This is a genomic window from Streptomyces capparidis, assembly GCF_054782095.1.
The window spans coordinates 1-24,573 of the sequence record NZ_BAAGTD010000003.1; the positions used below are offsets into that span (position 1 = coordinate 1).

A 24,573-nucleotide genomic window follows, 5' to 3' on the forward strand; every position below is an offset into this window, starting at 1 on the left:
GCCGCCGTGCTGGCGGCGCCGGGGCCGCCGGGGCCGGGCGGGCCGCCGGGCGGCACGGCCGCGGTGCTGGTCGCGGCGCGGGACCTGCCCGCCGGGGAGAAGCTGGACGGCGACGAGGTGTCCGTGGCCGAGCTGCCCGCCGACCGGGTGCCCGCGGGCGCGGTGCGGGCACCGGGCGGGGCGCGGGGGCGGGTCCTGGCCGCGCCGGTGCGGCACGGCGAACCCCTGACCGACCGCAGGCTGCTGGGCCCCGCGCTGCTCGCCGGCTACGGGGAGCCCGGCGGGGAGCGGCACGTCGCGGCGCCGGTGCGGGTGGCGGACGCGGGCTCCGCCGCGCTGCTGCGGCCCGGCGACCGGATCGACGTGCTGGCCGGGCCGCCCGGCGGGGAGGGCGGTGCGGCGCGGGTGGTGGCCGCGGGGGTGCGGGTGATCGCCGTTCCGCCCGTGCGGGGGCGCGGGGCGGGGGAGGGCGCGCTGGTGGTGCTCGCCGTGCCCCGGTCGGTGGCCGTGGAACTGGCGGGGGCGGCCGCGGCATCGCCGCTGGCTGTCACCCTGTCCTAGACGCCCGGACCGCGGGCGCGGCTCAAGGAAAGGGTGCGCAGTGGCAGGCACGAACGGAACCGAGCGGTGGGTGAAGCCGCTCAGGACCCCGCTCGGCGGGTTCAGGGAATTCCTGATGCGCGGCAACGTGGTGGAACTCGCCGTCGCCGTCGTCATCGGGGCGGCGTTCACCAAGATCGTGGACGCTGTCGTCAAGGGCGTGATCAACCCGGTGATCGGCGCCCTGGGCAGCAAGGAACTCGAAGGCTACCGCTCGTGCTTCCAGGGCCCGTGCCACGTGAACGCCAAGGGCGAGGTGGACCAGGGCATCTACATCCTGTGGGGCCAGGTCATCAGCGCCACGGTGACGTTCCTGCTCACGGCGGCCGTCGTGTACTTCCTGATGATCCTGCCGATGAACCACCTCAACGAGATGCGCAGGCGCAGGCAGGGCGAGGCGGAGCCGACCCCGGCCGAGGTGACGGAGCTGGAGCTGCTCACGGAGATACGCGATCTGCTGGCCGCCCAGGGCCGCACGGCGGGCGCGCTGGCGGGGGAAGGAGGGGAAGGGGGCGGGCGGTCCGCCTCGCGCTGAGGGCGGCGGGGGGCCGACCGGGTCAGAAGTGGTGCGGCGGCTTCTCGGCGAGGAACCGGTCGAGGTCCTCGTCCCCGGAGGGCCTGCCGTCACCCCAGGCCGCGTCGGTGTCCTCGGGGCTCTGCCGGGCCAGGGGGTCGTCGAAGACGAAGGGGTCGGTACCGCTCATGGGTCCAGGGTACGGGTCGGCGGGCGGGCGTCCGGGGCGGGCGGGCCGGTGGGCGGGGCAGACCGGCGGCGGTGGGGGCGGCGGGGTCTGCGGGGGTGGGCGGCGGGTGCGGTGCGGTCGCGGAACCGGGGGCCGTCACACCGTCCCGGTCATCCTCGCGAACACCACCACGTTGCCGAGGTAGCCGGACGCCTTGGAGTAGCCGCCGCCGCAGGTGATGACGCGGACCTCGGGGTGGCCGGTGTCGCTGTAGACGCGCTCGCCGGGAAAGTCGTTCTTGTCGAAGACCTCGATGCCGTAGACGACGAACTCCGCCACCCGCCCGTCCCGCCTGACGATCTGGACGGTGTGCCCCTTCTTCAGCGCGCCGAGGTTGTAGAAGACGACCGGGCCCGCCTGGTTGTCCACGTGGCCGACGATCACTGAGGTGCCCCTGGTGCCGGGAGCGACCGAGTCGCGGAACCAGCCCGCGAGGTTGGTCTGCTCGGGCGGGGGCGGCGCTATCCACCCCTCGGCGTCGAGGCCGACGTCCACCAGCGGGGCGTCCACCCGGATCGCCGGGATCCTGATCCGGACGGGCGCGGACGCGGGCAGGGGGGCCGTGGCCGGTGGCAGTTGCCGCGACTCGTGCCGGGGCGCGCCGGTGGGGAGGCGGTCGGCGGCGGCCGCGGCGGGCGGCTGGGGAGGGCCGTCCGCGGCGTCGATGCCGTCGTGGAGCATGCAGACCCCGAGGACCATGGCGAACGCGGTGACGCCGACGACGAACAGGCCGCCCCGCTCGGGCGGGCGCGCCCGTTGCCTGGCGCGGCGGTCCTGGCGGTGCGGTGGCGCCATCGTCGTCCTCCCGGTGACTGGGCCTTATTGGGACGCTATGGCGGGGAATTGGGGGACGCGATTCGAAGCGGGCAAACGGGTGCGGCGGGGTCGGCCCCGGGCTTTCGTTACTCTTTGGCGCCGCCCCCGACAGGGTTAATCATATTTTTCTGTTTACGCTTGCTGACCTGCGGTGACGGCCGCCCACCGGCCTCCTCCTCAGCCATTCAGCGTCCGCCGCCGGGTCTTTCCGGCATGCGGTCCCGAGCCCGGCAGGTGAGGTTTTTCCTGGACGCGGACAAGTCGATCTGCCGCGGAAAACCTTCCGCAGCCGCGTCCTTGGAGGTTCACCATGCGTGGTTCACGCATTCTGGCGGCGGTGGTGCTGACGGGCGCGGCCCTGGGCACCGCGGCCCCCGCGCTCGCCGACGGCACCGCCACCGGCGGCGACTACGCCCCCAACAATCTCCAGGTCTTCCCCAAGACCGTGAAGCAGGGCGGCAAGCTCACCGTGACCGTCGACGGCGGAAGCTGCCGCCAGGGCAACGCGTACGTGGAGTCGAAGGCGTTTCCGCGCGTCATCCTGGTGCCGCTGCGCACCGAGGGCGCCGCCTACGCCACCCCTTACGTGTTCCGGCACGCGCACCCCGGCGCCTACACGATCACCGCCGTGTGCAAGGGCAAGTCCGTCAGCGGTGCGCGGTTCACCGTCGTCCACGGCCACGGGCCGCAGGGCGGCGAGGGCGGCAGCGTCCGCAGCATGAGCACCACCGAGGCCGCGCTCGGCGCCGGGCTGGTGGCCGCCGCCGTGGCGGGCGGGGTCTGCATGATGCGCCGCCGCATGGGCAGCGGGGGCATGTGACCGGCTGAACCTCCCCGGTCCCAGCCACCCGCTCCCCGTCCCGGGCCCCGCGCGGAGCCCGGGACAGGGGCGTGCGCGAGGCCGTCGGCGGAGGCGGGACAACGCCCGCGCCCCCGCCCGGCGCGGAGCCGGGCGGGGGCGCGGAGGGGACGCGTCAGGTCGTCAGGAGGCCACGAGGCCGACCTTGCCGGGCTGCTGCTCCGGCTCCCCGGCGGCGGGGGCCGTCTCCTCCTTGCGCATGCTCTTGAGGACGATGACCAGCACGGCGGAGACCGCGGTGCCCGCCGCGATCGCCAGCAGGTACAGGAACGGGCGGCCGATCAGCGGCACCACGAACACACCGCCGTGCGGGGCGCGCAGCGTGGAGCCCACCGCCATGGACAGCGCGCCGGTGACCGCGCCGCCCGCCATCGACGCCGGGATGACCCGCAGCGGGTCGGCCGCGGCGAACGGGATGGCGCCCTCGGAGATGAACGACGCCCCGAGCACCCAGGCGGCCTTGCCGTTCTCCTGCTCGGCCGTGGTGAACAGGTTGCGCCGCACCGTCGTGGCCAGCGCCAGGGCCAGCGGCGGCACCATGCCCGCCGCCATCACCGCGGCCATCACCTTCAGCCCGCCCTCGGTCGGGTCGGCGACCGAGATGCCGGAGACCGCGAAGGTGTAGGCCACCTTGTTGATCGGGCCGCCCAGGTCGAAGCACATCATCAGGCCGAGGAGGATGCCGAGCAGCACCGCGTTGGAGCCCGAAAGGCCGTTGAGCCAGTCCGTGAGCTGCTCCATCACCCAGGCGATCGGCTTGCCGACGACCAGGAACATCAACGCCCCGACGACCATCGCGGACAGCAGGGGTATGACGACCACGGGCATGATGCCCTGGAGGCTCTTGGGCACCTTCAGCCGCCGGATCCCCATCACCACGGCGCCCGCCAGCAGACCCGCGGCCAGGCCGCCGAGGAAGCCCGCGCCGATCTGGGAGGCGATGTAGCCGCCGACGATGCCCGGCACGAGACCCGGCCGGTCGGCGATGGCGAAGGCGATGTACCCGGCGAGCACCGGCACCAGGAAGGTGAAGGTGGCCCCGCCGGTCTGGAACAGCAGCGCCGCCCAACTGTCCTTCTCGGTCCAGACGAAGTGGTCCATCACCGACGGCGCCTTGTTGATCTCGTAGCCGCCGATGAGGAAGCCGAGCGCGATGAGCAGGCCGCCCGCCGCGACGAACGGGATCATGTAGCTGACGCCGGTCATCAGCCACTGCTTGAGCCTGCTGCCCCAGTGCTCGCCGGAGCCGTCAGCGCCGTCCGCCGTGCCGGAAGGGCCGGACGGGTCGTCGGCGACGACCGGTGTGCTGCCGCCCGCCCGCGCCGTCTCCGCGTACCGGGCAGCGCGCGCCACCAGGTCGTCCGCGCTGTTCACGCCCTGCTTGACGGTGGCCTGGACCAGCGGCTTGCCGCGGAACCTGGCGCGGTCGCGCACCTCCAGGTCGGCGGCGAAGATCACCGCGTCGGCGGCCTTGATCACCTTCGGGTCCAGCGGGTCGGCGCCCGCCGAGCCCTGGGTCTCCACGGCGATCTCGTACCCGGCGGCCCGCGCGGCCTGGGTGATCGCCTCGGCCGCCATGTAGGTGTGGGCGATGCCGGTGGGGCAGGAGGTGACGGCGACGAGCCGCAGCGGGGCGGCGGCGGCGGGGGCGGGCGCCGCCCCGGCGGTCTCCGCCTCCCCGGCGGTCCCGGTCTCCCCTGCCCCGGTCTCCCCGGGTTCGACGTCCCCGCGGATCAGCGCCGCCGCCCGCTCCGCGTCCCCCGCCTCGCGCAGCGCGGTGGTGAACGAGCTGTCCATCAGCTTCCTGGCCAGCGTGGACAGGATCTGGAGGTGGTCGGCGTCGCCGCCCTCGGGCGCGGCGATGAGGAAGACCAGGTCGGCGGGGCCGTCCGGCGCGCCGAAGTCGACACCGCCGGGCACCCGCCCGAAGGCGAGGCTGGGCGCGGTGACATGGGCGGAGCGGCAGTGCGGGATGCCGATGCCGCCCTCCAGGCCGGTCGGCATCTGGGCCTCACGCGCGGCCACGTCGGCGAGGAAGCCGTCGAGGTCGGTGATCCGGCCCTCCGCGACGAGCCGTTCGGCGAGGGAGCGGGTGGCCGCCTCCTTGTCCGGGGCGGACAGGTCGAGGTCGACCGCCCGGGCGGTGATCAGAGTGCTGAGGGTGGGGGACATGGGTGGTGCTCCTTCAGCCGAAGGGGTCAGTCAGAGACCGGTCGAAGGGGACGTCCGCGGTGGTGCGGACGGCGGCCGGGCGGAGGTCGGCCGGGGTCGGCATGACGCTTCCGGGCAATTGGACGGCGGCGGCGCCGTGCGCCAGTGCGGAGGCGAGGGCCCGCTCCCCGCAGCCGCCGGCGAGCAGGAACCCAGCGAGGGAGGCGTCGCCCGCGCCCACGTCGCTGCGCACGGTGTCGACGGGGGCGGTGCCGTACCAGGCGCCGTCCTCCTCCACGAGGATCATCCCGTCGCCGCCGAGGCTGGCCAGCACGGCGCGGGCGCCGAGGTCGCGCAGCTCCCGCGCCGCCTTGACCACGTCGCCGACGGTGCCGAGCGGGCGGCCGACGGCCTCGGACAGCTCCTCGCGGTTGGGCTTGACCACGTCGGGGCGGGCGGGCAGCGCGGCGAGCAGGGCGGGGCCCGCGGTGTCCAGGGCGATCCGGGTGCCCGCGGCGTGCGCCCTGGCCACCAGGTCGGCGTACCACCGGGGGGCGAGGCCGCGCGGGAGGCTGCCGCAGCAGGCGGTCCAGGACGCGCCCGCGCCGCTCGCGTCCACGGCGCCCCGGGCCCGCTCGCCGACCCGGCGCACCGCGTCGAGCAGGGCCTCGGACTCGGCGGCGGTCAGCTCGGGTCCCGCGGCGTTCAGCTTGGTGAGGGTGCCGTCGGGCTCGGCCACGGAGACGTTGACCCGGGTGGGGCCCGCGACGCGGATGGCGGCGACCTCGATGCGCCGGTCCGCGAGCAGCTCGGCGAGGAAGTCGCCCTCGGCGCCGCCGAGCGGGAGGACGGCGACGGTGGGCCGGCCCGCGGCGGCGACCGCGCGGGAGACGTTGACGCCCTTGCCGCCCGGGTCCACCCGGTCGGCGGTGGCGCGCAGCACCTCGCCGCGCTCCAGCGCCGGCACCTCGAAGGTGCGGTCGAGGCTGGGATTGGGGGTGACGGTGACGATCATGCGCGGACGACCTCCGGGCCGGTCTTCTCGATGGCGCGGGCCTGCCGCTCGCTCAGCCCGCTGTCGGTGATCAGCACGTCCACGTCGGACAGCGCGCCGAAGCGGGCGAAGTGCCGCTCGCCGAACTTGGCGGAGTCGGCCAGCAGCACCACCCGGCGGGCGGCGGCGACCATGGCCCGCTTCACCGCGGCCTCGGCCAGGTCCGGGGTGGTGAGCCCGCCGTCGGGCGAGAAGCCGTTGGCGGCGAGGAACACCACGTCGGCGTGGATCTCGCCGATGGCGCGCAGCGCCCACGCGTCCACCGCGGCCTGGGTGCGGTGGCGCAGCCGCCCGCCGACGAGGTGGATGGTCAGCTCGGGGTAGTCGGCCAGGCGGGCGGCGATCGGCAGGGCGTGGGTGACGACGGTGAGCGCGCTGTCCAGGGGGATCGCGGCGGCGAGGCGGGAGGTGGTGGTGCCCGCGTCGAGGATGATGCTGCCCTCGGCGGGCAGCTCGGCGAGGGCGGCGCGGGCGATCCGGTCCTTCTCGGCGGCGGCGACGGTGTCGCGCTCGGCGAGGCCGGGCTCGAAGTCGAGGCGGCCCGCGGGGATGGCGCCGCCGTGGACGCGGTGCAGCAGGCCGGCGCGGTCCAGGGCCTTCAGGTCCCTGCGGACGGTCTCCTGGGTGACGTCGAACTCCTCGGCCAGACCGGGCACGTCCACTCTCCCGCGTTCACGGGCGAGCTTCAGGATCTGCTGCTGGCGCTCCGGTGCGTACATGTGGTTTCAGGTCCGTTTCATGCCCGAGTGGGTCTGGTTAACCGGCACGATACCTCTGCTTCCCGGAAAAGCAAGAGGTTCGGACATGAACGGAAACAACCGGGCTTGGCTCCCACACGGCTCCACGGGGTGGTGACCGGACGCGGTCGCGGTGGCACGGTGGCAGGGCGGGGTGCGGTGATCGGGCGCGGCACGGCGTCCCGTCGCTCTCCGGCGGCCGGACGCGGCACGCCGTCCACCCGCGGCCCGGCGCCCGCTCACACCGGGCACCGCCTCCCCACGGGCCCCTCCGGTCACGCCGTGGGCAAGCGAAACCCCGGTGCTCCTCCCTGGGGGCGGCGCACCGGGGCCGGTGGACGGGTCGGTCCTGGGGACCGGATGGACTTGTGCTGGTGGTGGGCCGTTCTCCCGCACGGGATCAGGCGGCCTCGAAGCCCGAGGCGCGGGCCATGCGCTTGAGCTCGACCAGCGCGTGCTTCTCGATCTGCCGGATCCGCTCCCGGGTCAGGCCGTGCTGCTTGCCGACCTCGGTCAGCGTCCGCTCCCGCCCGTCCTCGATGCCGTACCGGGCGCGGATGATGGACGCCGTGCGGTCGTCGAGCCGCCCGATCAGCCCGTCCAGCTCCTCGCGGCGCAGCATGACCAGCACCGACTCCTCGGGCGAGGCCGCGCCCGCGTCCTCCACCAGGTCGCCGAACTGGGTCTCGCCGTCGTCGTCCACGGTCATGTTGAGGCTGACCGGATCGCGCGCCCAGTCCAGCACGTCCACGACGCGCTCCGCGGTGGTGTCCAGCTCGGCGGCTATCTCGCGGGGCTCCGGGTCGCGTCCGTGCTCGCGGTTGAACTCACGCTGCACTCGGCGGATGCGGCCCAGCTCCTCCACCAGGTGGACGGGCAGCCGGATGGTGCGGGACTGGTCGGCGATGGACCGGGTGATCGCCTGGCGGATCCACCAGGTGGCGTACGTGGAGAACTTGAAGCCCTTGGTGTAGTCGAACTTCTCCACGGCGCGCACCAGGCCGGCGTTGCCCTCCTGGATCAGGTCGAGCAGCGGCAGGCCGCTGCGCGGGTACCGGCGGGCCACGGCGACGACGAGGCGCAGGTTGGACCGTATGAAGACGTCCTTCGCCCGGCGCCCGGCCTCGGCCACGGCCTCCAGTTCCTTGTCGTCGGCGCCGGCCGCGGTGCCGCCGGAGTCCAGCAGCTCCTGGGCGTACACGCCCGCCTCGATGGCCTTGGACAGCTCGACCTCGGTCTCCGCGTCGAGCAGCGGGGTCCGTGCGATCTCGTCCAGGTACATGCCGACCAGGTCGCGATCGGTGGCCTCCCCGCCCACTGCGCGAACACTGCCCATCTCGTCGGCGCTGTCACGGGCGACGGCACGGGTTGCCATGCGTGCTCCCTTGCGGTTGGTCTCGGTCGGTCTGGGACTGAGGGTGACCCTGTGCCCTTCGGGGCGGGTACCCGCATCCGTGGATGACAACGAGTGGAATCCGGACAGAATTCCCATGTCGATCTCTGATTTCCGGAAGGTGCAGTATCCTGCGACGCCGCAACCGGTCGGCTCACCCGCCTCCACCCACCCGGCCACTCACCGTGACCAGCCGGCGGGTTCGCGGGAGCGCCGCGCCGGGCCGCCGCGCCCACACCTCTCGCCTTCCCCGTTCGGGGGAGTTTGTGCGGTTCGTTCTTCAACGTCCGGGACAGCCGATTCCATCCCCGGATCGGCCGCGACCTCCCGGCGGGGGCGCCGGGCCGGCTCGCGCCGGTCCGGTCACGTCGGTCGGGCGGTGGCGCCGCCCGCGCCGCCCCGCCCGCCGGGCGCTTCGTCGACTCGGCGACGCGGCGGCGTTCGCGGCTCGCCGTGGAGTACGCAGCCGCGCCCGGAAATCATCAAGATGTGACCCAGGTCACTCGTTCCCGGGTCAGACCCGTTCGGCGAGCGCCAGGAAGTGGCTGTCCGGGTCCTCGTAGCGGTGCAGCCGCCAACCCGACTCCGCGAGCAGCGGCGCCAGGTTCGCCTCGGCGAGAGGGTCGTCGGGGCCGCCGAGCACCCGGCCGTGCCGGGCGGCGAGCACCGCCCTGCCCACCGCGTGGAACACCGCGAGCCGCGCCCCCGGCGCCGCCACCCGGGCCAGCTCCCGCAGCGCCACCAGCGGGTCGGGCACGTGCGGCAGCAGCCCCGCGGCGAACACGCCGTGCACCGCGCCGCCGGGCAGCGGCAGCCGCAGGCAGTCCGCGAGCGCCAGCGCGGCGACGTCCCCGCGGCCCATCCGCACCGCCTCGCGCAGCATCGCCGGGGTCACGTCCGTGCCCAGCACCGCGCCGCCGGGCCCCACCGCCTCCCGCAGCAGCGGCAGCGCCCGCCCCGTGCCGCACCCCGCGTCCAGCGCCACCTGCCCCGGGCGCAGGCCGAGCGCGGCGACGCCCGCCCGGTACCGCGGCAGGTCGTCGGGGAACTTCTTCTCCCAGGCGGCGGCGCGCGGAGTGAAGAAGGCGCGGTTCTCGGCGGTGTGCGCCTCGGCGGCCACGACGGCGGCGAACCCGGCGTGCGCCGCGCGCCGCTCCTGCCGCGCGCCCGGCCCCGCCCCGGCGTCCGTGCCCGGCAGCGCCCAGGCCGTGCGGGCCCAGCGCTCCGCCCCGTCCACCGGCTCCCGCCGCCCGACCAGCCCCGCGGCCGCGCCCACCACGAGCAGCGGCAGCTCGGCGGCGACGGCCGCCTCCACCAGCGCCGCCACCCCGGGATCCGCCGCCCCGCCGCCGCTCAGCACCACGCCCGCCACGCCGCGCAGCTCCTCGGGCAGCGGCTGCCCCGCGCGCCACCGCCGCACCTCGACCCCGCTCCCGGCGAGCGCCTCGGCGAGCCCCGGCTCGTCCGTCCTCCCCAGCTCCAACCACAGCACCGCCACCGCCGCGCTCTCCCCTCTCGTCCCCGACCGGCCGCCCCGGTGATCCCGCCCGGCGCGCATGGTCCGCGGGGCCCGGGGTACCCCGGGAGCACCGTGGCCGCCCGGCCGAGCGGCCGACGCAACCCCGACTCTTTCACCCCGGAGGTCGTCATGGCCGAAGAGAAGGGCATCAGCCCGATCGACGTGCAGAAGGCCCTGCACGGCGCCTCGTATCCCGCGAAGAAGAAGGACCTGGCCGAGCTGGCCCGCAACAATGGCGCCGGCGACGTGGCATCGTCCATCGAAAAGTCGGGCACGGACCGCTTCGACGGGCCCAACGACGTCCAGAAGGCCGTCTTCCGCGGCAAGTGACCGGGCCCGGGTGACCGCGCCCACCGGGGGCGGACGCGCCCGGGGCGGCCTCGCGCCGCCGCGGCCGGGCCGTCCGTCCCCGCGGGCTCACTCGGATCCGCACGCTGACCGGATCCGCCGCTGACCGGATCCGCCCGCTGACCCAGGGAGACGAGACCGGACCAGGGAGATCCAGGGAAACGGGACGACCCCGGCCGAACCGCTCCGCGCGGCCGGTCGGGGTCGTCCCACCCGGTTCTGCTCGAACCGGTTCTGCTCGAACGGCTCAGGTCCGGGGCTGGGCCGGGTTCTCGGGCGTCCCGTGGGACGGCGGGTTCATCGGCGGGCCGCTCGTCTCGGGGCTGACCTTGCCGCCACCGCTCGGCGCGGCGGGCCGCTCGGGCGCCGGGGCGTCGGGGGCGCCGGACGAGGGCCGCGCACCGGACTCCAGCTCCTGCATCCTCGTCCGCATCGCCTGCACCACCGGCACCCGGTCCGCGTGGGCCCGCTCGTAGTCGAGCACCCGCTTCAGGTCCTGCTGGTCCAGGGAGCGGATGCGGTGTTGCAGGCTCCCCAGCGGCAGATGGTCGTAGTCGGGGATCGGCAACTGCTCACGCGTGCTCATACAGGACACCTCTCCTGCCGTCGTCCGCCGGAGTGTTCGTCGGACGGTGCGGGTACCCAGGCGGCGCCGTTTGATTCTCCCGCCGCCGGTTTCGGCACGCCCGGCGCGGACCCCGGCGCGGACCCCGATGCGGACGCGGCGCCGGGAGCGGAGAAGTGTGGTCTCCCGCGGGAACGACGACCGCGGGAGACCACGGCCTGCGAGGGGGACGCCTCGCGAGACGAAACGGAGCACGCCCCGGTCCGCGACTTCTCGGTCCCACCGCCACCCTCAACGGCCGGGCACACCGCACGGTCACGGCGATTGCGCCGGACCGGTGACCCCTCCCCCGCCTTCCGGAAATGCGATCGGCACCCGCCGCGCCGCTTTTCCGTTTTTCCGCCCGCCGGACGCGTCTTCCGCGCCGCCCCGCCCCGCGCACGGTCAAATGAGCCGCCGCCGCGCCACCCGATAGATGACGACACGCCCCGTTCGGAGCAACGTGTGCTGCGACTCTCGGCATTTTCTGTTAACTGTGTATCGCTCATCCCCCCCGCTTTGAACGGAGAAACGCAATGCGAATTCCCACGCTGGTCGGCGCCGTCGGCGCCGCGGCTCTGCTCAGCCTCGGCATGGCGGGAACTGCCATGGCCGACACGGACGACCTGATCAAGATCCGCCTCCAGGACCTGGACCGGGAGGACCAGTACGTGAACGCCCCCAAGGGCGGAAAGAGCAGCGGCCCCGTCGCCGTCAAGGAGGACGGCGGCGCTCTGCTGGCCCTCGACCTCCAGAGCCAGGAGGACGAGAAGACCGTGGTGAACGCCCACAAGATCGCTTCGCAGTGGCTGGGCAACCAGAAGTACGAATAGACCGCACGTACAACGGGAACTCCGCGCATTCACCGGGGCTGGACGCCGCTTGTCCCGTGAGCGTATGTGTTGCCCCCCGCAGCCGCGGGGGGCAACACCGGGCGTCGCGCACGCCAACGGATGCCTACCACCGGGGCTCACGCCCCAAACCGCGCGAGCATGTCCGGGGCGTCCCCCGCCGGCACCCCGTTGACATCTCCCGTGGAAACCGCCACAGAACTCCCGAAGCCGAACATCATATTAGCGCGACGTCTCGGCACTTTCTCTCACCGGCCTCGGCGCGCGTTTCTTCACACCGGCCGCCATTCACACCACGGCCGCAATCGCGAAAGCGGCTCATTTCCGGGGACGGGAAACGACCGCGCCGCCCGCCGCAACGGCCGTCCCCCGTCGCCGGACCCCGCCGCCATCACCCGCCGCCCCCGCCGAAGCCCTCCGGCGGCTCCCCCGGCCCCGCGGCGACCACGTCCTCGTTGTCGGGACCGCGGTCCTCCAGCAGCGTGATCCGCGCGAACTCGGGCACGACGCGCACCGGATACGTGGGCCCCTGGTCGCGGTAGCGGCGCATCTCCGCCAGGTGGTCGTTCTGGTGGACGACCGTCCGCTCGGGGTGTTCCTCCACCCACCGGGGGAAGAAGATCACACCGTGCACCAGACCCCTGCCGGGCAGGACGTTCACGCTCACCGAGGTGCCCGTGGGCTCGTGCCAGGAGACCTTGTAGGTGTCCTCGTCCAGCTTCACCAGGTCGACGGGCTGGTCCTTCACCCACCGCCCGCCGACCATGCCGCTGTGCACCCGGTAGTCGATGGTGGTGGCGTTCTTGACGTACATCTCGTAGCGCCAGCCGTTGGCGTAGTCGTACACGACTCGCCTGCCCACGATTCCGGACAGGTCCTGGGCCGGAACGACGTCGCCCAACGGCGGGGTGGCGGCACCCATCCGCTCTCCTCCTCGCTCGTCCACCCCCCTCCGCGCGCCGCCTACCCGACCGCACAGGCAGCCCATACGTCCCATTCTGGGTGAATCCGACAGTCAACCGGCGGAGCCCGCCACCCAACCCACCCCTGGACGCGCACCCTCCCCGCCCCTGACGTGTTCCTCCGAGGGCTTCCGGCCCTCCCCCGCGGCGACCAGAGTGGATCGCGCGCCCCGTCCTGGCTCCCGTCCACGCGACCGCACCACCCCCCACGCGCGGACTGATCCGCCCACCGCAGGACAGGAACCCCTCGCTCCGCCCACCCCCGACCGGAGGAGACCACCGCGATGCCCGTCCCCCCCGACCCCTCCTCCGTCCCCGGCCCCACCGACAACGAGGTCCCCTACCCTCCCCCGCCCTGGACCCTGCGCGGTGAGATGTGGATGGGCATGGTCAGGACCGAGGAGCCCCTGCCCGTCCCCCGCGACCTGCGCCCCCTCGTGGACCCGCGCCGGCTGTGCGTGGGCGTCGTCCGGTACCGCGAGGGCACCCTGCGCTACGACGAGCTGGCCCTCGGCCCCCTGGTCCGCCGCGGGCCGCGCGCCGGCATCCTCATCCAGCACATCTGGGTGAACGACACCGCGTCGCTGTGGGGCGGGCGCGGGATCTGGGGGCTGGGGAAGGAGGCGGCCGAGTTCGAGTGGAGCCGCGAGGCGGTCAGCGTCGGCGACGCGGAGGGGCATCTGGTCGCCGTCACCCTGCGACCCGGGCGACCGCGCCTGCCGCTGCCGTTGCCGATGCCCGCCCCGGGCTTCGGCGGCACCCCGGACAACCGCCTGTACATCCCCGGCCGCCTGCGCGGCACACCCCAGCGGGCGACGATGGAGATCACCTCCTGGTCCGGCCGGCTCCCCGCGCTGCGGACCGCCGGCGCCCGCCCCTGCCTGGCCCTGCGCCCGTTCACCCTGAGAATCCCGGACGCGGTGCGCTGCTGAGACCCGCGCCGTCCGCGGCGCCCCGTCCGCGGCGCACCGCCCCGGGGCGGCCGGGCGCGCTACGTTCGGCGGATGCAGCAGCCACCGGAACAGGCCCCCGCGCTCCTCGACGGGCCGGGCACCGACGTCACCGACGCCCGTGAACTCCTCATCGGCTATCTGGACTGGTACCGCGAGGCGCTGACGCGCAAGCTCGCCGGGCTCTCCGACGACCGGCTCCGCGCACCCGTCGAGCCGCTGGGCTGGTCGCCGCTCGGCCTGGTCCAGCACCTCGGGTGGGTCGAACGCCGGTGGATGCGCTGGGGGTTCGCCGCCGAGGACGTCCCGGCCCACCCGCCCGGCGGCGAGGAGGCCGAGTGGACGGTCCCCGCCGGGACGCCCGCCGCGGAGGTCATGGCCGCCTACCGCGCGGAAGTGGCCGCGACGACGTCCCTGGTCGCGGCGGCCGGCCTGGCCGACCAAGCCCGCCTCGGCGGCCGGTTCCGGACCGCCGACCAGGCCCCTTCCCTCGGACGGATCCTGTTCCACCTGCTCCAGGAGTACGCCCGCCACGTCGGCCACCTGGACATCGCCCGAGAGCTGATCGACGGGGCGACCGGCGAGTAGCGCGCCGACCGGGCACCGCCGGCCCCTCCCTGGGACGGCGTCCAGGCGGTGTCCGGCCGCCCGCCGAACCGGCCGTGCGCCGAACGGGTCCCGCCCGGCTCAGCGGCGCGGCCGGTGCAGGCCCTGCCGGTAGATGTCGCGGGCGTGCCTCAGGGCGAGCACGGACGAGGCGAGCAGCGCGTGGGCGGCGTGGGAGCGCGGCACGGGTTCCAGGTCGGAGGCGTCCACCTCCCTGGCCTGGAGGGCCAGCTCCGAGGACTCCCCGAAGTAGCCGGCGATCTCCCCGTCGAGCCCGGTCGCGTACTCGTACGCCTGGCACAGCGCCGTCGCCGCCTCCTCGACCGTCAGCTCCTCCATCACCGGCTCGGTCTCGACCGGGCAGTCCTGGTCGGCCAGACAGGGCCGCACCCAGCCGCGCAGCGACCGGTCGATCTCGCGCAGCAGGTCGGGCCAGGGCACCCGCAGCAGCGCGACGACCTTCACGGGATCCAGCTCGTCGTCACTCCCGTACACCCGCGCCTCCCACCCGCACCCGACGGCCACCGCCGCCGCATCGTCACCCGCTGCCCGCCCCCGGCACCGGAGAACGCTCCCGCATCACCCGTCCGAGTGGTCGCGTCGGAGCCCCCGCCCGGGATCCCGGAACCCGGCGCGCACCGGACGGCAGCACCCGACCTCCCCCGCTCCGCACCCCGGCCCCTCCCATCCCATGGCCGAAGACCGACGCATCCCACCGCTCCCCGCCACCCGCCCCTCCCAAAGCATTGACTGAACCGTTTGAGTGACGTTTCCTGCTGACCGACCGTCGAGCCCCGACGCGAGGCGACACCTCGCCGCACCACCCCGCCACACCACCGCAAGGGAGTGCACCGTGCCGTCTCGACCCGCGCGCCGCCTCACCGCCACCCTGGCCGCACTCGCCCTCGCCGTCACCGGCCTGAGCGTCGCCACCCCGGCCCCACCGGCCTCCGCCCTGGACAACGGCCTCGCCCGCACCCCGCCGATGGGCTTCAACAACTGGAACCCCTTCGGCTGCGACGTCAACGAGCGGCTGATCAAGGAGACCGCCGACATCTTCGTCGAGAAGGGCTTCAAGGCCGCCGGCTACACCTACGTCAACATCGACGACTGCTGGATGGCCCGCGAACGCGACGCCCAGGGCCGCCTGGTTCCTGATCCGGTCAAGTTCCCCAACGGCATCAAGGCCGTCGCCGACCACGTTCACGCCAAAGGACTGAAACTCGGCATCTACGCGGACGCGGGCACCAAGACCTGCGCCGGCTACCCCGGCAGCCTCGGCCACGAGGACACCGACGCGCGGAGCTTCGCCTCCTGGGGCGTGGACTACCTCAAGTACGACAACTGCCACAACAACAGCGACGGCTCGCAGGAGGACTTCGTCCGCCGCTACACCGCCATGGGCGACGCCCTGAAGCGCACCGGACGCCCCATCGTGTACTCCATCTGCGAGTGGGGCCAGTCCCGGCCGTGGGAGTGGGCCGGCGGCGTCGGCCACCTGTGGCGCACCACCGGCGACATCCGGGACAACTGGCCCAGCGTCAAGTCCATCATCGACGCCAACATGCGCCACGCCGCGGCCGCCCGGCCCGGCGCGTGGAACGACCCGGACATGCTGGAGGTCGGCAACGGCGGCATGACGGCCGAGGAGTACCGCACCCACTTCGGCCTGTGGGCGGTCATGGCCGCGCCCCTGCTCATCGGCACCGACCTGCGCAAGGCGAGTCCCGAGACACTGGACATCCTGCTCAACCGCGACGTCATCGCCGTCGACCAGGACCCGCTGGGCATCCAGGGCCGCGTCGTCTCCGAGCGCGACGGCCTGATCGTCTTCGACAAGCCCCTGGCCGACGGCGACCACGCCATCGCCCTGTACAACTCCACCGACCGCCCCGCGACCGTCTCCACCCGGGCCACCGCGGGCGGCCTCCCGCACGCCCCCGGCTACCGCCTGCGCGACCTGTGGACGGGCCGCACCACCGAGTCCGCGGGCGTGATCGGCGCCGCTCTGCCCCCGCACGCCACGGCCCTGTACCGCGTCACCCCGCTGCGCTCCCCCGTCCCCGTCCTCCCTCCGTCAACCGCCCTGTCCGCCACCGCGGCCGACGCCGTCCCGCACGCCCCCGGCACCGCCACCACCGTCCTCGCCGACCACCCCACCCCGCTGCGCACCACCCTCACCAACCACGGCCGCACCCATCTGCGCGACGTCCGCCTCACCGCCACCGCCCCCGAAGGCTGGACCGTCACCCCCACCGGCCAGACCACGACCCGCCGCCTGCGCACCGACGCGTCCCTGACCACCCGCTGGACCGTCACCGCCCCGCCCGGCACCCCGCCCGGCCGCCATACCCTCACCGTCCGCGCCACCCACCACCCCGGCCGCACCACCACCGCCACCCTCGACCTCCTCCTCCTGGCCCCGCCCCCCGCGGGCGCCACCGACCTCAGCTCCCTGGACTGGGTCGCCGCGGAGAACGGCTGGGGCGCACCGGAGAAGGACCGCAGCAACGGCGAACTCGCCCCCGACGACGGCCGCCCCCTCACCATCGCCGGCCGCACCTACCCCAAGGGCCTGGGCGTCCACGCCACCAGCACCCTCACCTACTACCTGGGCGGCACCTGCACCCGCCTCACCACCGAGGCAGGCGTCGACGACGAGAAACCCATGCCCGAACAGTCCGCCGTCTTCCGCATCCTGACCGACGGCACCCTCCGCGCCGACAGCGGCCCGGTCGACTACGGCCAACCGGCCGTCCCCCTCACCGCCGACCTCACCAACACCACCTGGCTCACCCTCTCCGTCCTCCCCAACAGCTCAGTGGGCGACCACGCGGACTGGGTGGGGCCGGTACTGGAGTGCGGGAAAGCGGGCTGACCGCACGGGCCGAGCCGTCACCTGCCGCACGAACCACAACCCGCCGGGCAGCAGCAGCCCATACCCTGGCAGGGATGAGCTGACAGAGAGGGGCAAGGCCCATGTCGTCTCCTGATGCCACCCCCGACGCGTACGCCGATCCGCTGGTCTTCGGTCAGCGGATGGAGATCCTCCGGGTTCGCCGCGGCATGAGCCGCCCGGTCCTCGCCGGCCTGCTGGGCAAGTCCCCGAGCTGGGTGAAGCAGGTCGAGACCGGCAGGCTGAAGATGCCCTCCCTGCCCATGATCCTGCGAATCGCCGAGGCGCTGCGGGTCCGGGACCTCTGCGAGTTGACCGGCGACCAGTCCATGTCCATGGACATGTTCATCGGCCCCGGGCACAAGCGCCTGCCGCAGGTACGCGCCGCCATCAACGCCTTCCCCGTCACCGCCGGTGCCGACCGGGAGGCGCCCCCGGCCGCGCACCTGCGCGCACGCCTGGCCCGCGCCTGGTCCCAGCGTCACTCCTCCGGTCGCCACCGCGACACCATCGGTGCGCTGCTCCCGGACCTCATCCGCGACGCGCAGCTCGCCGTGCGGCAGGCCGACCGCGCGGAGGAGCGGCGGACCGCACAGGCCGCGCTCGCCGAGGTGTACGCGCTCTCCCAGTTCTTCCTGGCCTACCAGCCGGACTCGGCGCTGCTGTGGCGGGTGGCCGAGCGCTCGCTCGTCGCGGCCCAGGAGTCGGAGGACCCGCACGCCATCGGCGTGGCAGCCTGGCTGGCCGCCGAGGCCCACCGGGACTCGGCGCACTACGACGCCGCCGACGCGGTGGTCTCGGACGCCCTCCACCACCTCGAACCGCTGCTCCCCGACGCGTCGCCCGACCTCATGGCCATCACGGGAGCGCTGACGGTGGCGGGCGGGTACACGGCCGCGCGCCGCGGCGACACCGGCGCGGCCTGGCGTCACTGGGACAAGGCCGAGAAACTGTCGAAGAGACTCGCCCCCGACTACTTCCACCCCATCACCTCCTTCTCCCAGGCGATCATGGGCGCGCACGCCCTCACCGTCGCTGTCGAACTGCACGCCGGGGGCGAGTCGGTACGGCAGGCGACGAGGGCGGACACGGCCACCATCCCGTCCCGTCCCCGCCGAGCCCGCCACCGCATCGAGGAAGCCCGCGGCTACCAGCTCGCCGGGCTCCCGGACGTCGCCCTCGAAACCCTGGACAAGGCGTTCGAGGCCGCCCCCGAGACCATCCGCTACAACGGGTATGCACGCCGCATCGTGCTGGAGGAGACGGAGTCCAAGTCACCGATGCGCCGTCAGCGCGCGGCGCAGCTCGCGGTGAAGATCGGCGTCCTGGCAGCCTGATCCCCTGTTCGAAGGGCAGAATCCCTGCCCCTCCCCCGCCCCCGGCGCTCCTACGGTCAGTGAGCATCCGACCACTGACGACTCCGGGGGTTGTTGTGACAAGAAGCAACCGTGCCAAGTGGACGCCGCTCGACGGTGGCGGGGTGCTGCTCCGGTGAGCATGCCTGTGCACCCCGCCCCGCGGCAGTGGCGGCCCCCCATCGGCAACGACGTGACGCTGGTGACGGCGGGTCGGTACTGGGGCGCGGTCAAGGTCGGCCGCCCCGCGGTCGCCGATGCTGCACTCACCTGCCTGCGGGCCCGCACCGGGGCGGTGTTCGCCGACCCCTTCGGCGGGTCCACGTACTGGCTGGTGGACACCGGCTCCACCGCCCTCTGGCCCGCCGTCCCGACCGTCACCGTCCTCGGAGCCGAGCCCCACCGCACCCACTACATCGCGGTACCCCCCGTCTCCCACGACGACGGACCGCGCCCCCATTGGAAGGTCCCCCCGAACCCCACCACCCCGTGTCTGACCAACCCCAACGCCCTCCTGGCCGCCCTGCGCACCGCCACCCGCACCGTCCTGGGGCAGCCGTGACCACCCCAGCCCCCGTGGCCCTGCTCTACGACCGCCAAATCTCCGGCTCCGGCACCGTCATCGCCCGACTCACCGCCCTCGACCACCACGCCCGGGCCCAGGGCTGGGACCGCGCCGGTGCCTGGGTCGACTGCGGCACCCCCGCCCGCACCCCGCACCTGCGCCCCCGGTTGTACGACGCCCTGAAGGAAGTGCCCCGACTGCGTTGGGCCCCCGTACTCCTCCTGATCCACACAGAGGACCGCCTCTGCACCCACCCCCTGTGGGCCGCCCGGCTGGCCGACACCATCCGCTGGACGGGCGCCCACTTGCAGATCCTCATGCCGGATCGACCTCCTCCGTCCCCCAGGCCCTGATCACGAGGGAGACCGTGTCCATCACGCCCGCCCGCCTGTACGTCGGCCAAGTCCTGCGCCACTTCCGCTGCCGCGCGGGCCTAAAACAAAAGGACCTGGGAGCGGCCCTGCACGTCACCGGCGTCCTGATCCAGATGGCGGAGACCGGCCGCCGTGCCCTACCGGACCGCGAACTCGACCACGCCGACGAGATTCTCCACGCCGACGGCCTGCTGCGCGCCGCAATCCCCCTACTCGAAGCCGACCGCCAAGACCGCCGCAACCACGGCCCCGCCCTCCGCCGCGCCCGCAACTACCTGAACCCCACTAAGACGCCGTTTCTGATGGCGGGTCTATCCCGTTGTCGAGGTATGGCAGGTCTCGTAGAGCGGCTGGTGCCGGAGGAGCTGTGGCAACTGTTTCGGCGGGTCGTGCCGCCGACCGAGGTGGTCCGCCCGCAGGGCGGAGGGAAGAAGCGCGCCGACGATCGCGAGATCTTGGCCGGGATCATCTTCGTCGCTACCTCCGGCTGCACCCGTTAGGAGCGCGGGGTGAGCTGGACTGGTCCCGCTGTGCGATCGACTCCGTGAGTATTCGCGCCACAAAAGGGGGCTGCTGACGGGACCGAATCCGACCGATCGCGGCAAGAACGGATCGAAGATCCACTTGATCACAGACCGGAACGGACTTCCGCTGTCCCTGGGGATCTCGGCCGCCAACCTTCATGACAGCCAAGCTCTGAAACCACTGACCTGCGGTATTCCCCCGGTCCGCTCCCGCCGCGGCCCTCGTCGACGCAAGCCCGACAAGCTCCACGCCGACAAGGGGTATGACTACGCCCACCTGCGGCTATGGCTTCGAGAGCGGAACATCACCCCTCGCATTGCTCGCAAAGGCACCGAACCGTCGAACCGGCTCGGCCGTCACCGCTGGGTCGTAGGGAGAACAGTGTCCTGGCTGGCCGGCTGTCGGCGCCTGCACCGTCGCTGCGAGCGCAAGCCCGGGCACTTCCTCGCCTTCGTCGGCGTCGCAGCAGCCCTCATCGGACATCGCCGCCGGGCACGCTGAGGCGCGAGGTCAGTGCGATGGCTGGGTCAAAGGGTCCGGTCGGGACAATGCCTCGGACAGCGGCAGTCCGTCCCTTGCGGCAACGGTCTGACGCGCCCGCAGTTCGGCTCGGGTCCGTGGGCGGTACTTGGGCTCCTTGCCACACCCGCAGACCGATAGTCCCTCGTAGCGCAGCCCTTCACCCAACACCGCAGCCACCACGGACCAGCCGCGGACATCACGCCTGGGCGGCGGAGCGAAGTCATGACCAGCGCAAATGAGGGGCTGAGAACAGTTTGGGCACACGTGCTCGCGCTTCGGATGGGCATGCTGCTTGAAGCTGACACGGCACGAGACACACGCGTAGTGCAGCTTGTAGTAGGTCATGGCGTAGAAGCACACCGGGTCACCGTACCCAGCAGCCCTTCAAGCAGACCACCCGTTTCGAGCGGCCGACAGTCCGCCATCAGAAACGGCGTCTAACCCACCGCTCTCACCACCCCCCGACGGCATCCACCGCCACATCGCCGCCCTCGCCGTGTGGGTGTTGACCCCCCAACCCCTCCCCACAGGCAACGACACTGATGCCCCGCCGTCGCCCCGCTCCGCCGATGACCATCCGCCGCCGACGATCCGGTGATGTGCCACGCGGAGTGGGCGGACGCCCCCCAAGCCGCACGCCTTGGCGACGGGCAGGCTGGCTGCTCGGCTGACCTGCGGAGTTCGACGTCAGAGCCCTGGTCGCGCTCGTGGCCGGTACCGCTGTTCTCCGTGGTTCCCCGCACTGTCTGGCACACCAATGGCATGACCTGTTGGCTCTGCTGCACTCAAGGCTGAGCTCGGTCTAGAGGGATGAGCCTCAGCCCACGACAACCAGCCAAGGTGTTACGTACATCGACGGTCCAGGCACAGGCGTGCCTCGCTTGCACGCCCACCAGTCTCAGCTGCGCTGCCGTGCTGTCGATCAGGGGTACCAGCGTGGCGGTCGAGTAGTCGACTCGCTGCGGGTCTCATGAAGATCCCGGTTGCAATGTTCCCATCGGCAATGAGTCGCAAGTACGTTCCCATTGCGCTGCATGGGATCTAGGTGCATCCTGAAAGGCTTTGTCGTGCGTCAGGGACGCAGGCAGGGTTAGTTGCACGTGTTCGATCAACGCGCGGATCAGTAATCGCCTGGGTCCGATCGAGTGCGCGCCACTAGCATTCCGATCACCGCACAGCTTCTGCGCGGTGACGATGGGCGCACCGTAGGTGCACGTGGTGGGAGGGGAACGAATGAGCGACCCAGAGATCGGCGCAATGTCCGCGATTGCCGGCGCTCTTCACGATCTTGAAGAGGACGCCCAAGGGAGGGTGCTGCGCTGGGCTGCTGAGCGCTATGGCGTAGTGCTCGGCAGCCCAGCGGCCAGAAATGGAGTCAAGGGCTCGAGCGAGGCCGAAGAGGAGGCTGGCGAAGTTAGTGACGAGGAGATCTCTGCTGAGGCCCCAAAGTTCGAGCACTTCGCCGAACTGTTCCACGCCGCAGCTCCCAAGACCGATGTCGACAGGGCTCTCGTAGCGGGATATTGGTTTCAGGCCATTCAGGGCCACCCCTCCTTCCAGTCGGCCGTCCTGAACAAGGAATTGAAGAACCTCGGACATGCTCTAAAGAACGTCACAGACTCCCTCAAGAGCAATCAAGAGAAGAAGCCTGCGCGAGTCATTCAGCTGCGAAAGACTGGAAACTCTCGCCAGGCGCGCAAGCTGCACAAGCTGACGCATGAAGGATTGGCTTACGTCCAAGGATTGATTGCGGGCTGAACAACATGACACCCGGAGAAGCCCTTGCGGATCTACCAAACGGACTGCGCGACGACATCGTTAACGCATTCAACCGAATCGTCAGCAACTACCGAGAGCATCGGTGGGAGCCTGCGGAATTGAATGGCGGAAAGCTCTGCGAGGCCATCTATACCGCCATCACGGGATATGCTGACGGTCAATATCCGGAGCGTTCATCCGGACCTCGCAACATGGTCCGCGCCTGTCGGGAGCTTGAGCAGAGACCTTCCTCTGTACCGCGATCAATCAAGTTTCAGATTCCTCGCATGCTTCTGGCGCTCTATGAGATTCGGAACAATCGCGGCGTCGGCCACGCTGGCGGAGACATCGACCCGAATCTGATGGACGCGACAGCAGTCCTTTATATGAGTAAGTGGCTCATGGCTGAACTCGTGAGGATCTTTCACGACCTCACTGTAGAACAGGCATCCGCGCTGGTTGAGAACTTGGTAGAGCGCGAAGTACCACAAGTTTGGACCGAGGGAAGCAGGAAAAGGATCCTAAGACTTGGGCTAACCTGGAAGCAAAAAATGCTTCTTCTGCTTCTGGGCGAGAATAACCCGGTACCGGAGACCGATCTCGTTAAATGGCTAGAGCATCCCAATGCCGCACGCTTCAGGAGAGACGTTCTCCGTCCGGCCCACAAGGAATGCCTGATCGATTATGAAGAAGAGAAGTGCACAGTTCGCCTACTCCCTCCGGGCGTAGTCCAAGCTGAGATTCTAGTCAGGCCCGCATAACGGCGCAAGCGCGTATCGAACAAGGTCGGTGCAGCGGCTTTGGGCTGGAGCTGCTTTGGCGCGAGTGATCATGGCCCCGCAAGCTTCCGGCGCGTCGGACAGTCTGTGGACTCGCCCGGCAAGGCGCGACGCTGGCTCCATGGTCTTCGAGGCTCGCGCCAAAGTAGCTGCCTAGGGCCGTGGAGCCGAGCGCCTCAGCCACGACGCACCCCTTCTCTGACAGCAGGAGGCTGACTGCTATACGCGCGGCACGGACATCGGCCGGGCTGGAGCGGGACGAAGGCGATACAGAGGGCAAGATCACCAGATTTGGCACGCATCCGGCACGGCGCGTCCGGTTCATGATCGCGATCCGAAGACGATCAAGGCCCAGGCTGCCGGTTCCCACCGGTGTGACCTGGGCCTTCGTCGTCCGCCGCGCCCCGTGGGCGCCCTGTGTGCCCCAGGCAGGATTCGAACCTGCGACACCCGCTTTAGGAGAGCGGTGCTCTATCCCCTGAGCTACTGAGGCGTGCGGAGGTCAGCCTACCGGGTTTTGGCGAGGGGTGTGGGGGTCGGGGGTGAGGGTGCCGGAGAGGAGGGCGGTGTCGAGGGCGGTGGTGAGGGTGTGGAGGCGGAGTTGGAGGTCTTGGAGGTCTTCCAGGGGGATGCCTGCGGCCGTCGCGATGCGGCGGGGGATGTCGGTGGCGCGGTCGCGGAGGGCCAGGCCGGTGGGGGTGGGGCGGACGGTGACCACGCGTTCGTCGGCGCGGCTGCGTTCGCGCTGGACCAGGCCCGCGGCCTCCAGGCGCTTGAGGAGGGGGGAGAGGGTGCCGGAGTCCAGGCGGAGGTGTTCGCCTATGGCCTTCACGGGGAGTTCGCCGTGCTCCCACAGGACCAGCATGGCCAGGTACTGGGGGTAGGTCAGGCCCAGGTCCTTCAGGACGACGCGGTAGACGCTGTCGAAGGCACGGGACGCCGCGTGGAGGGAGAAGCAGATCATGCGGTCGAGGCGGAGGTGGTCCTCGGCCGGGGCGGGTGTGGGGTGCGGGTCCATGGGGTCCAGGATAGCTGGGAGGCGGTTTGATTGGGCACAGATTGGTTGCGCACAATTTAGTTGTGTGGTTTGGTTGGTGGTGTCAGGAGAGAACGGAACGAGGCAACGACCCCCGGGAGGGTTTCCGATGGACGCTCTGTACACCGCCGCCGCCACCGCCAACGGGCGCGACGGGCGCGCCGTCAGCTCGGACGGCACGCTGGACCTCCAGCTCGCCATGCCCCCGGAGCTGGGCGGCAGCGGGAAGGGGACCAACCCCGAGCAGTTGTTCGCCGCCGGGTACGCGGCGTGCTTCGCCAGCGCGCTGGGGCTGGTCGGGCGGCAGGCGAAGGTGGACACCAAGGACGCCTCGGTGACCGCGGAGGTCGGCCTCGGCAAGGACGAGCAGGGGTTCGGGCTGGCGGTGACGCTGCGGGTGGAGTTCCCCGACGAGGTGGCGAAGGAGACCGCGCAGGCGCTGGTCGAGCAGGCGCACCAGGTCTGCCCGTACTCCCGGGCCACCCGCGGGAACATCCCGGTGCAGCTCGTCGTGGAGTAGTCGCGCCCGGCTCACAGGTGGTTCACAGGCGGCGGCAAGCCTGGCCACAG

At 72.1% G+C, this 24,573-nt stretch carries 25 protein-coding genes, 1 tRNA gene and 2 pseudogenes; 16 read left to right on the forward strand and 12 right to left on the reverse strand.

All coding sequences use genetic code 11. The features are described from left to right. On the forward strand, window positions 1-561 hold a 561-nt coding region (cpaB, locus tag ACYVO2_RS03390; protein ID WP_461006037.1), incomplete at its 5' end, for a Flp pilus assembly protein CpaB. A 115-nt stretch (window positions 562-676) separates the two neighbouring features. Continuing rightward, the gene (gene mscL / locus ACYVO2_RS03395; protein ID WP_461006289.1) at window positions 677-1,135 is read left to right on the forward strand and encodes a large conductance mechanosensitive channel protein MscL; all 459 of its coding nucleotides are present in this window, start codon (window positions 677-679) and stop codon (window positions 1,133-1,135) included. Window positions 1,136-1,157: 22 nt separating this feature from the next. On the opposite strand, the gene ACYVO2_RS03400 is transcribed toward mscL, so the two are convergent. Further along, on the reverse strand, window positions 1,158-1,304 hold the full coding sequence (locus ACYVO2_RS03400) for a hypothetical protein (protein ID WP_461006038.1): 147 nt from the start codon (window positions 1,302-1,304) through the stop codon (window positions 1,158-1,160). Window positions 1,305-1,439: 135 nt separating this feature from the next. Then, window positions 1,440-2,138, reverse strand: a complete 699-nt coding sequence (locus ACYVO2_RS03405; RefSeq protein ID WP_461006039.1) for a class F sortase — start codon at window positions 2,136-2,138, stop codon at window positions 1,440-1,442. Between the two features lie 331 nt (window positions 2,139-2,469). On the opposite strand from ACYVO2_RS03405, the gene ACYVO2_RS03410 reads away from it, so the two are divergent. Continuing rightward, window positions 2,470-2,979: a hypothetical protein gene (locus tag ACYVO2_RS03410; RefSeq protein WP_461006040.1), complete on the forward strand. Its 510-nt coding sequence runs from the start codon at window positions 2,470-2,472 to the stop codon at window positions 2,977-2,979. A gap of 162 nt (window positions 2,980-3,141) precedes the next feature. On the opposite strand, the gene ACYVO2_RS03415 is transcribed toward ACYVO2_RS03410, so the two are convergent. The 5 genes from ACYVO2_RS03415 to ACYVO2_RS03435 all read right to left on the reverse strand — a co-directional run bounded on the left by ACYVO2_RS03415 (window position 3,142) and on the right by ACYVO2_RS03435 (window position 9,851). Further along, a complete protein-coding gene (locus ACYVO2_RS03415) occupies window positions 3,142-5,190 on the reverse strand; it encodes a PTS fructose transporter subunit IIABC (RefSeq protein WP_461006041.1) in 2,049 nt (682 codons plus the stop codon). 13 nt (window positions 5,191-5,203) lie between these two features. After that, on the reverse strand, window positions 5,204-6,184 hold the full coding sequence (gene pfkB / locus ACYVO2_RS03420; RefSeq protein WP_461006042.1) for a 1-phosphofructokinase: 981 nt from the start codon (window positions 6,182-6,184) through the stop codon (window positions 5,204-5,206). After that, entirely contained in the window at window positions 6,181-6,942 is a 762-nt protein-coding gene (locus ACYVO2_RS03425) for a DeoR/GlpR family DNA-binding transcription regulator (RefSeq protein ID WP_461006043.1), read from the reverse strand. Before ACYVO2_RS03425 ends, pfkB begins: the two co-directional genes overlap by 4 nt. A gap of 418 nt (window positions 6,943-7,360) precedes the next feature. Then, entirely contained in the window at window positions 7,361-8,335 is a 975-nt protein-coding gene (locus ACYVO2_RS03430) for a sigma-70 family RNA polymerase sigma factor (protein WP_461006044.1), read from the reverse strand. Between the two features lie 532 nt (window positions 8,336-8,867). After that, window positions 8,868-9,851, reverse strand: a complete 984-nt coding sequence (locus ACYVO2_RS03435; RefSeq protein WP_461006045.1) for a class I SAM-dependent methyltransferase — start codon at window positions 9,849-9,851, stop codon at window positions 8,868-8,870. A 150-nt stretch (window positions 9,852-10,001) separates the two neighbouring features. Between ACYVO2_RS03435 and ACYVO2_RS03440 the strand changes: the two genes are divergently transcribed. Further along, window positions 10,002-10,202 carry a DUF2795 domain-containing protein gene (locus ACYVO2_RS03440; protein ID WP_461006046.1) on the forward strand — a complete coding sequence of 67 codons (201 nt, stop codon included), beginning with the start codon at window positions 10,002-10,004 and terminating at the stop codon, window positions 10,200-10,202. A gap of 265 nt (window positions 10,203-10,467) precedes the next feature. On the opposite strand, the gene ACYVO2_RS03445 is transcribed toward ACYVO2_RS03440, so the two are convergent. Next, window positions 10,468-10,806 (reverse strand): hypothetical protein, encoded by a 339-nt coding sequence (locus ACYVO2_RS03445; RefSeq protein ID WP_461006047.1) that lies wholly within the window; start codon window positions 10,804-10,806, stop codon window positions 10,468-10,470. A gap of 554 nt (window positions 10,807-11,360) precedes the next feature. Between ACYVO2_RS03445 and ACYVO2_RS03450 the strand changes: the two genes are divergently transcribed. Then, entirely contained in the window at window positions 11,361-11,657 is a 297-nt protein-coding gene (locus ACYVO2_RS03450) for a hypothetical protein (RefSeq protein WP_461006048.1), read from the forward strand. 409 nt (window positions 11,658-12,066) lie between these two features. On the opposite strand, the gene ACYVO2_RS03455 is transcribed toward ACYVO2_RS03450, so the two are convergent. After that, window positions 12,067-12,597: a phenolic acid decarboxylase gene (locus tag ACYVO2_RS03455; protein WP_461006049.1), complete on the reverse strand. Its 531-nt coding sequence runs from the start codon at window positions 12,595-12,597 to the stop codon at window positions 12,067-12,069. A 324-nt stretch (window positions 12,598-12,921) separates the two neighbouring features. On the opposite strand from ACYVO2_RS03455, the gene ACYVO2_RS03460 reads away from it, so the two are divergent. Continuing rightward, window positions 12,922-13,569 (forward strand): acetoacetate decarboxylase family protein, encoded by a 648-nt coding sequence (locus ACYVO2_RS03460; protein WP_461006050.1) that lies wholly within the window; start codon window positions 12,922-12,924, stop codon window positions 13,567-13,569. Window positions 13,570-13,641: 72 nt separating this feature from the next. After that, window positions 13,642-14,175, forward strand: a complete 534-nt coding sequence (locus ACYVO2_RS03465; protein WP_461006051.1) for a DinB family protein — start codon at window positions 13,642-13,644, stop codon at window positions 14,173-14,175. 99 nt (window positions 14,176-14,274) lie between these two features. On the opposite strand, the gene ACYVO2_RS03470 is transcribed toward ACYVO2_RS03465, so the two are convergent. Continuing rightward, window positions 14,275-14,688: a hypothetical protein gene (locus tag ACYVO2_RS03470; RefSeq protein WP_461006052.1), complete on the reverse strand. Its 414-nt coding sequence runs from the start codon at window positions 14,686-14,688 to the stop codon at window positions 14,275-14,277. Between the two features lie 358 nt (window positions 14,689-15,046). Between ACYVO2_RS03470 and ACYVO2_RS03475 the strand changes: the two genes are divergently transcribed. The 8 genes and pseudogenes from ACYVO2_RS03475 (at window position 15,047) to ACYVO2_RS03510 (ending at window position 22,949) form a co-directional block, all read left to right on the forward strand. After that, the gene (locus ACYVO2_RS03475; RefSeq protein ID WP_461006053.1) at window positions 15,047-17,071 is read left to right on the forward strand and encodes an NPCBM/NEW2 domain-containing protein; all 2,025 of its coding nucleotides are present in this window, start codon (window positions 15,047-15,049) and stop codon (window positions 17,069-17,071) included. Window positions 17,072-17,172: 101 nt separating this feature from the next. After that, entirely contained in the window at window positions 17,173-18,426 is a 1,254-nt protein-coding gene (locus ACYVO2_RS03480; RefSeq protein WP_461006054.1) for a helix-turn-helix domain-containing protein, read from the forward strand. Window positions 18,427-18,580: 154 nt separating this feature from the next. Continuing rightward, window positions 18,581-19,006, forward strand: a complete 426-nt coding sequence (locus ACYVO2_RS03485) for a hypothetical protein (protein ID WP_461006055.1) — start codon at window positions 18,581-18,583, stop codon at window positions 19,004-19,006. Next, on the forward strand, window positions 19,003-19,362 hold the full coding sequence (locus ACYVO2_RS03490) for a hypothetical protein (RefSeq protein WP_461006056.1): 360 nt from the start codon (window positions 19,003-19,005) through the stop codon (window positions 19,360-19,362). The genes ACYVO2_RS03485 and ACYVO2_RS03490 overlap by 4 nt, the downstream gene beginning before the upstream one ends. A gap of 14 nt (window positions 19,363-19,376) precedes the next feature. Next, window positions 19,377-19,574: pseudogene (locus ACYVO2_RS03495) on the forward strand (helix-turn-helix domain-containing protein); the annotation flags it as partial. Between the two features lie 138 nt (window positions 19,575-19,712). Next, window positions 19,713-20,409 (forward strand): annotated as a pseudogene (locus ACYVO2_RS03500) (IS5 family transposase). A gap of 1,254 nt (window positions 20,410-21,663) precedes the next feature. Continuing rightward, a complete protein-coding gene (locus ACYVO2_RS03505) occupies window positions 21,664-22,188 on the forward strand; it encodes a hypothetical protein (protein ID WP_461006057.1) in 525 nt (174 codons plus the stop codon). Window positions 22,189-22,475: 287 nt separating this feature from the next. Continuing rightward, window positions 22,476-22,949 (forward strand): hypothetical protein, encoded by a 474-nt coding sequence (locus ACYVO2_RS03510; RefSeq protein WP_461006058.1) that lies wholly within the window; start codon window positions 22,476-22,478, stop codon window positions 22,947-22,949. A gap of 438 nt (window positions 22,950-23,387) precedes the next feature. Here the strand turns inward: ACYVO2_RS03510 and ACYVO2_RS03515 are convergent. Next, window positions 23,388-23,460: transfer RNA gene (locus ACYVO2_RS03515), tRNA-Arg, on the reverse strand. 9 nt (window positions 23,461-23,469) lie between these two features. Next, the gene (locus ACYVO2_RS03520; protein WP_461006059.1) at window positions 23,470-23,985 is read right to left on the reverse strand and encodes a MarR family winged helix-turn-helix transcriptional regulator; all 516 of its coding nucleotides are present in this window, start codon (window positions 23,983-23,985) and stop codon (window positions 23,470-23,472) included. 127 nt (window positions 23,986-24,112) lie between these two features. Between ACYVO2_RS03520 and ACYVO2_RS03525 the strand changes: the two genes are divergently transcribed. Then, complete coding sequence (locus ACYVO2_RS03525; RefSeq protein ID WP_461006060.1) at window positions 24,113-24,523, forward strand: organic hydroperoxide resistance protein; 411 nt, start codon at window positions 24,113-24,115, stop codon at window positions 24,521-24,523. The last annotated feature ends 50 nt before the right edge of the window (window positions 24,524-24,573 follow it).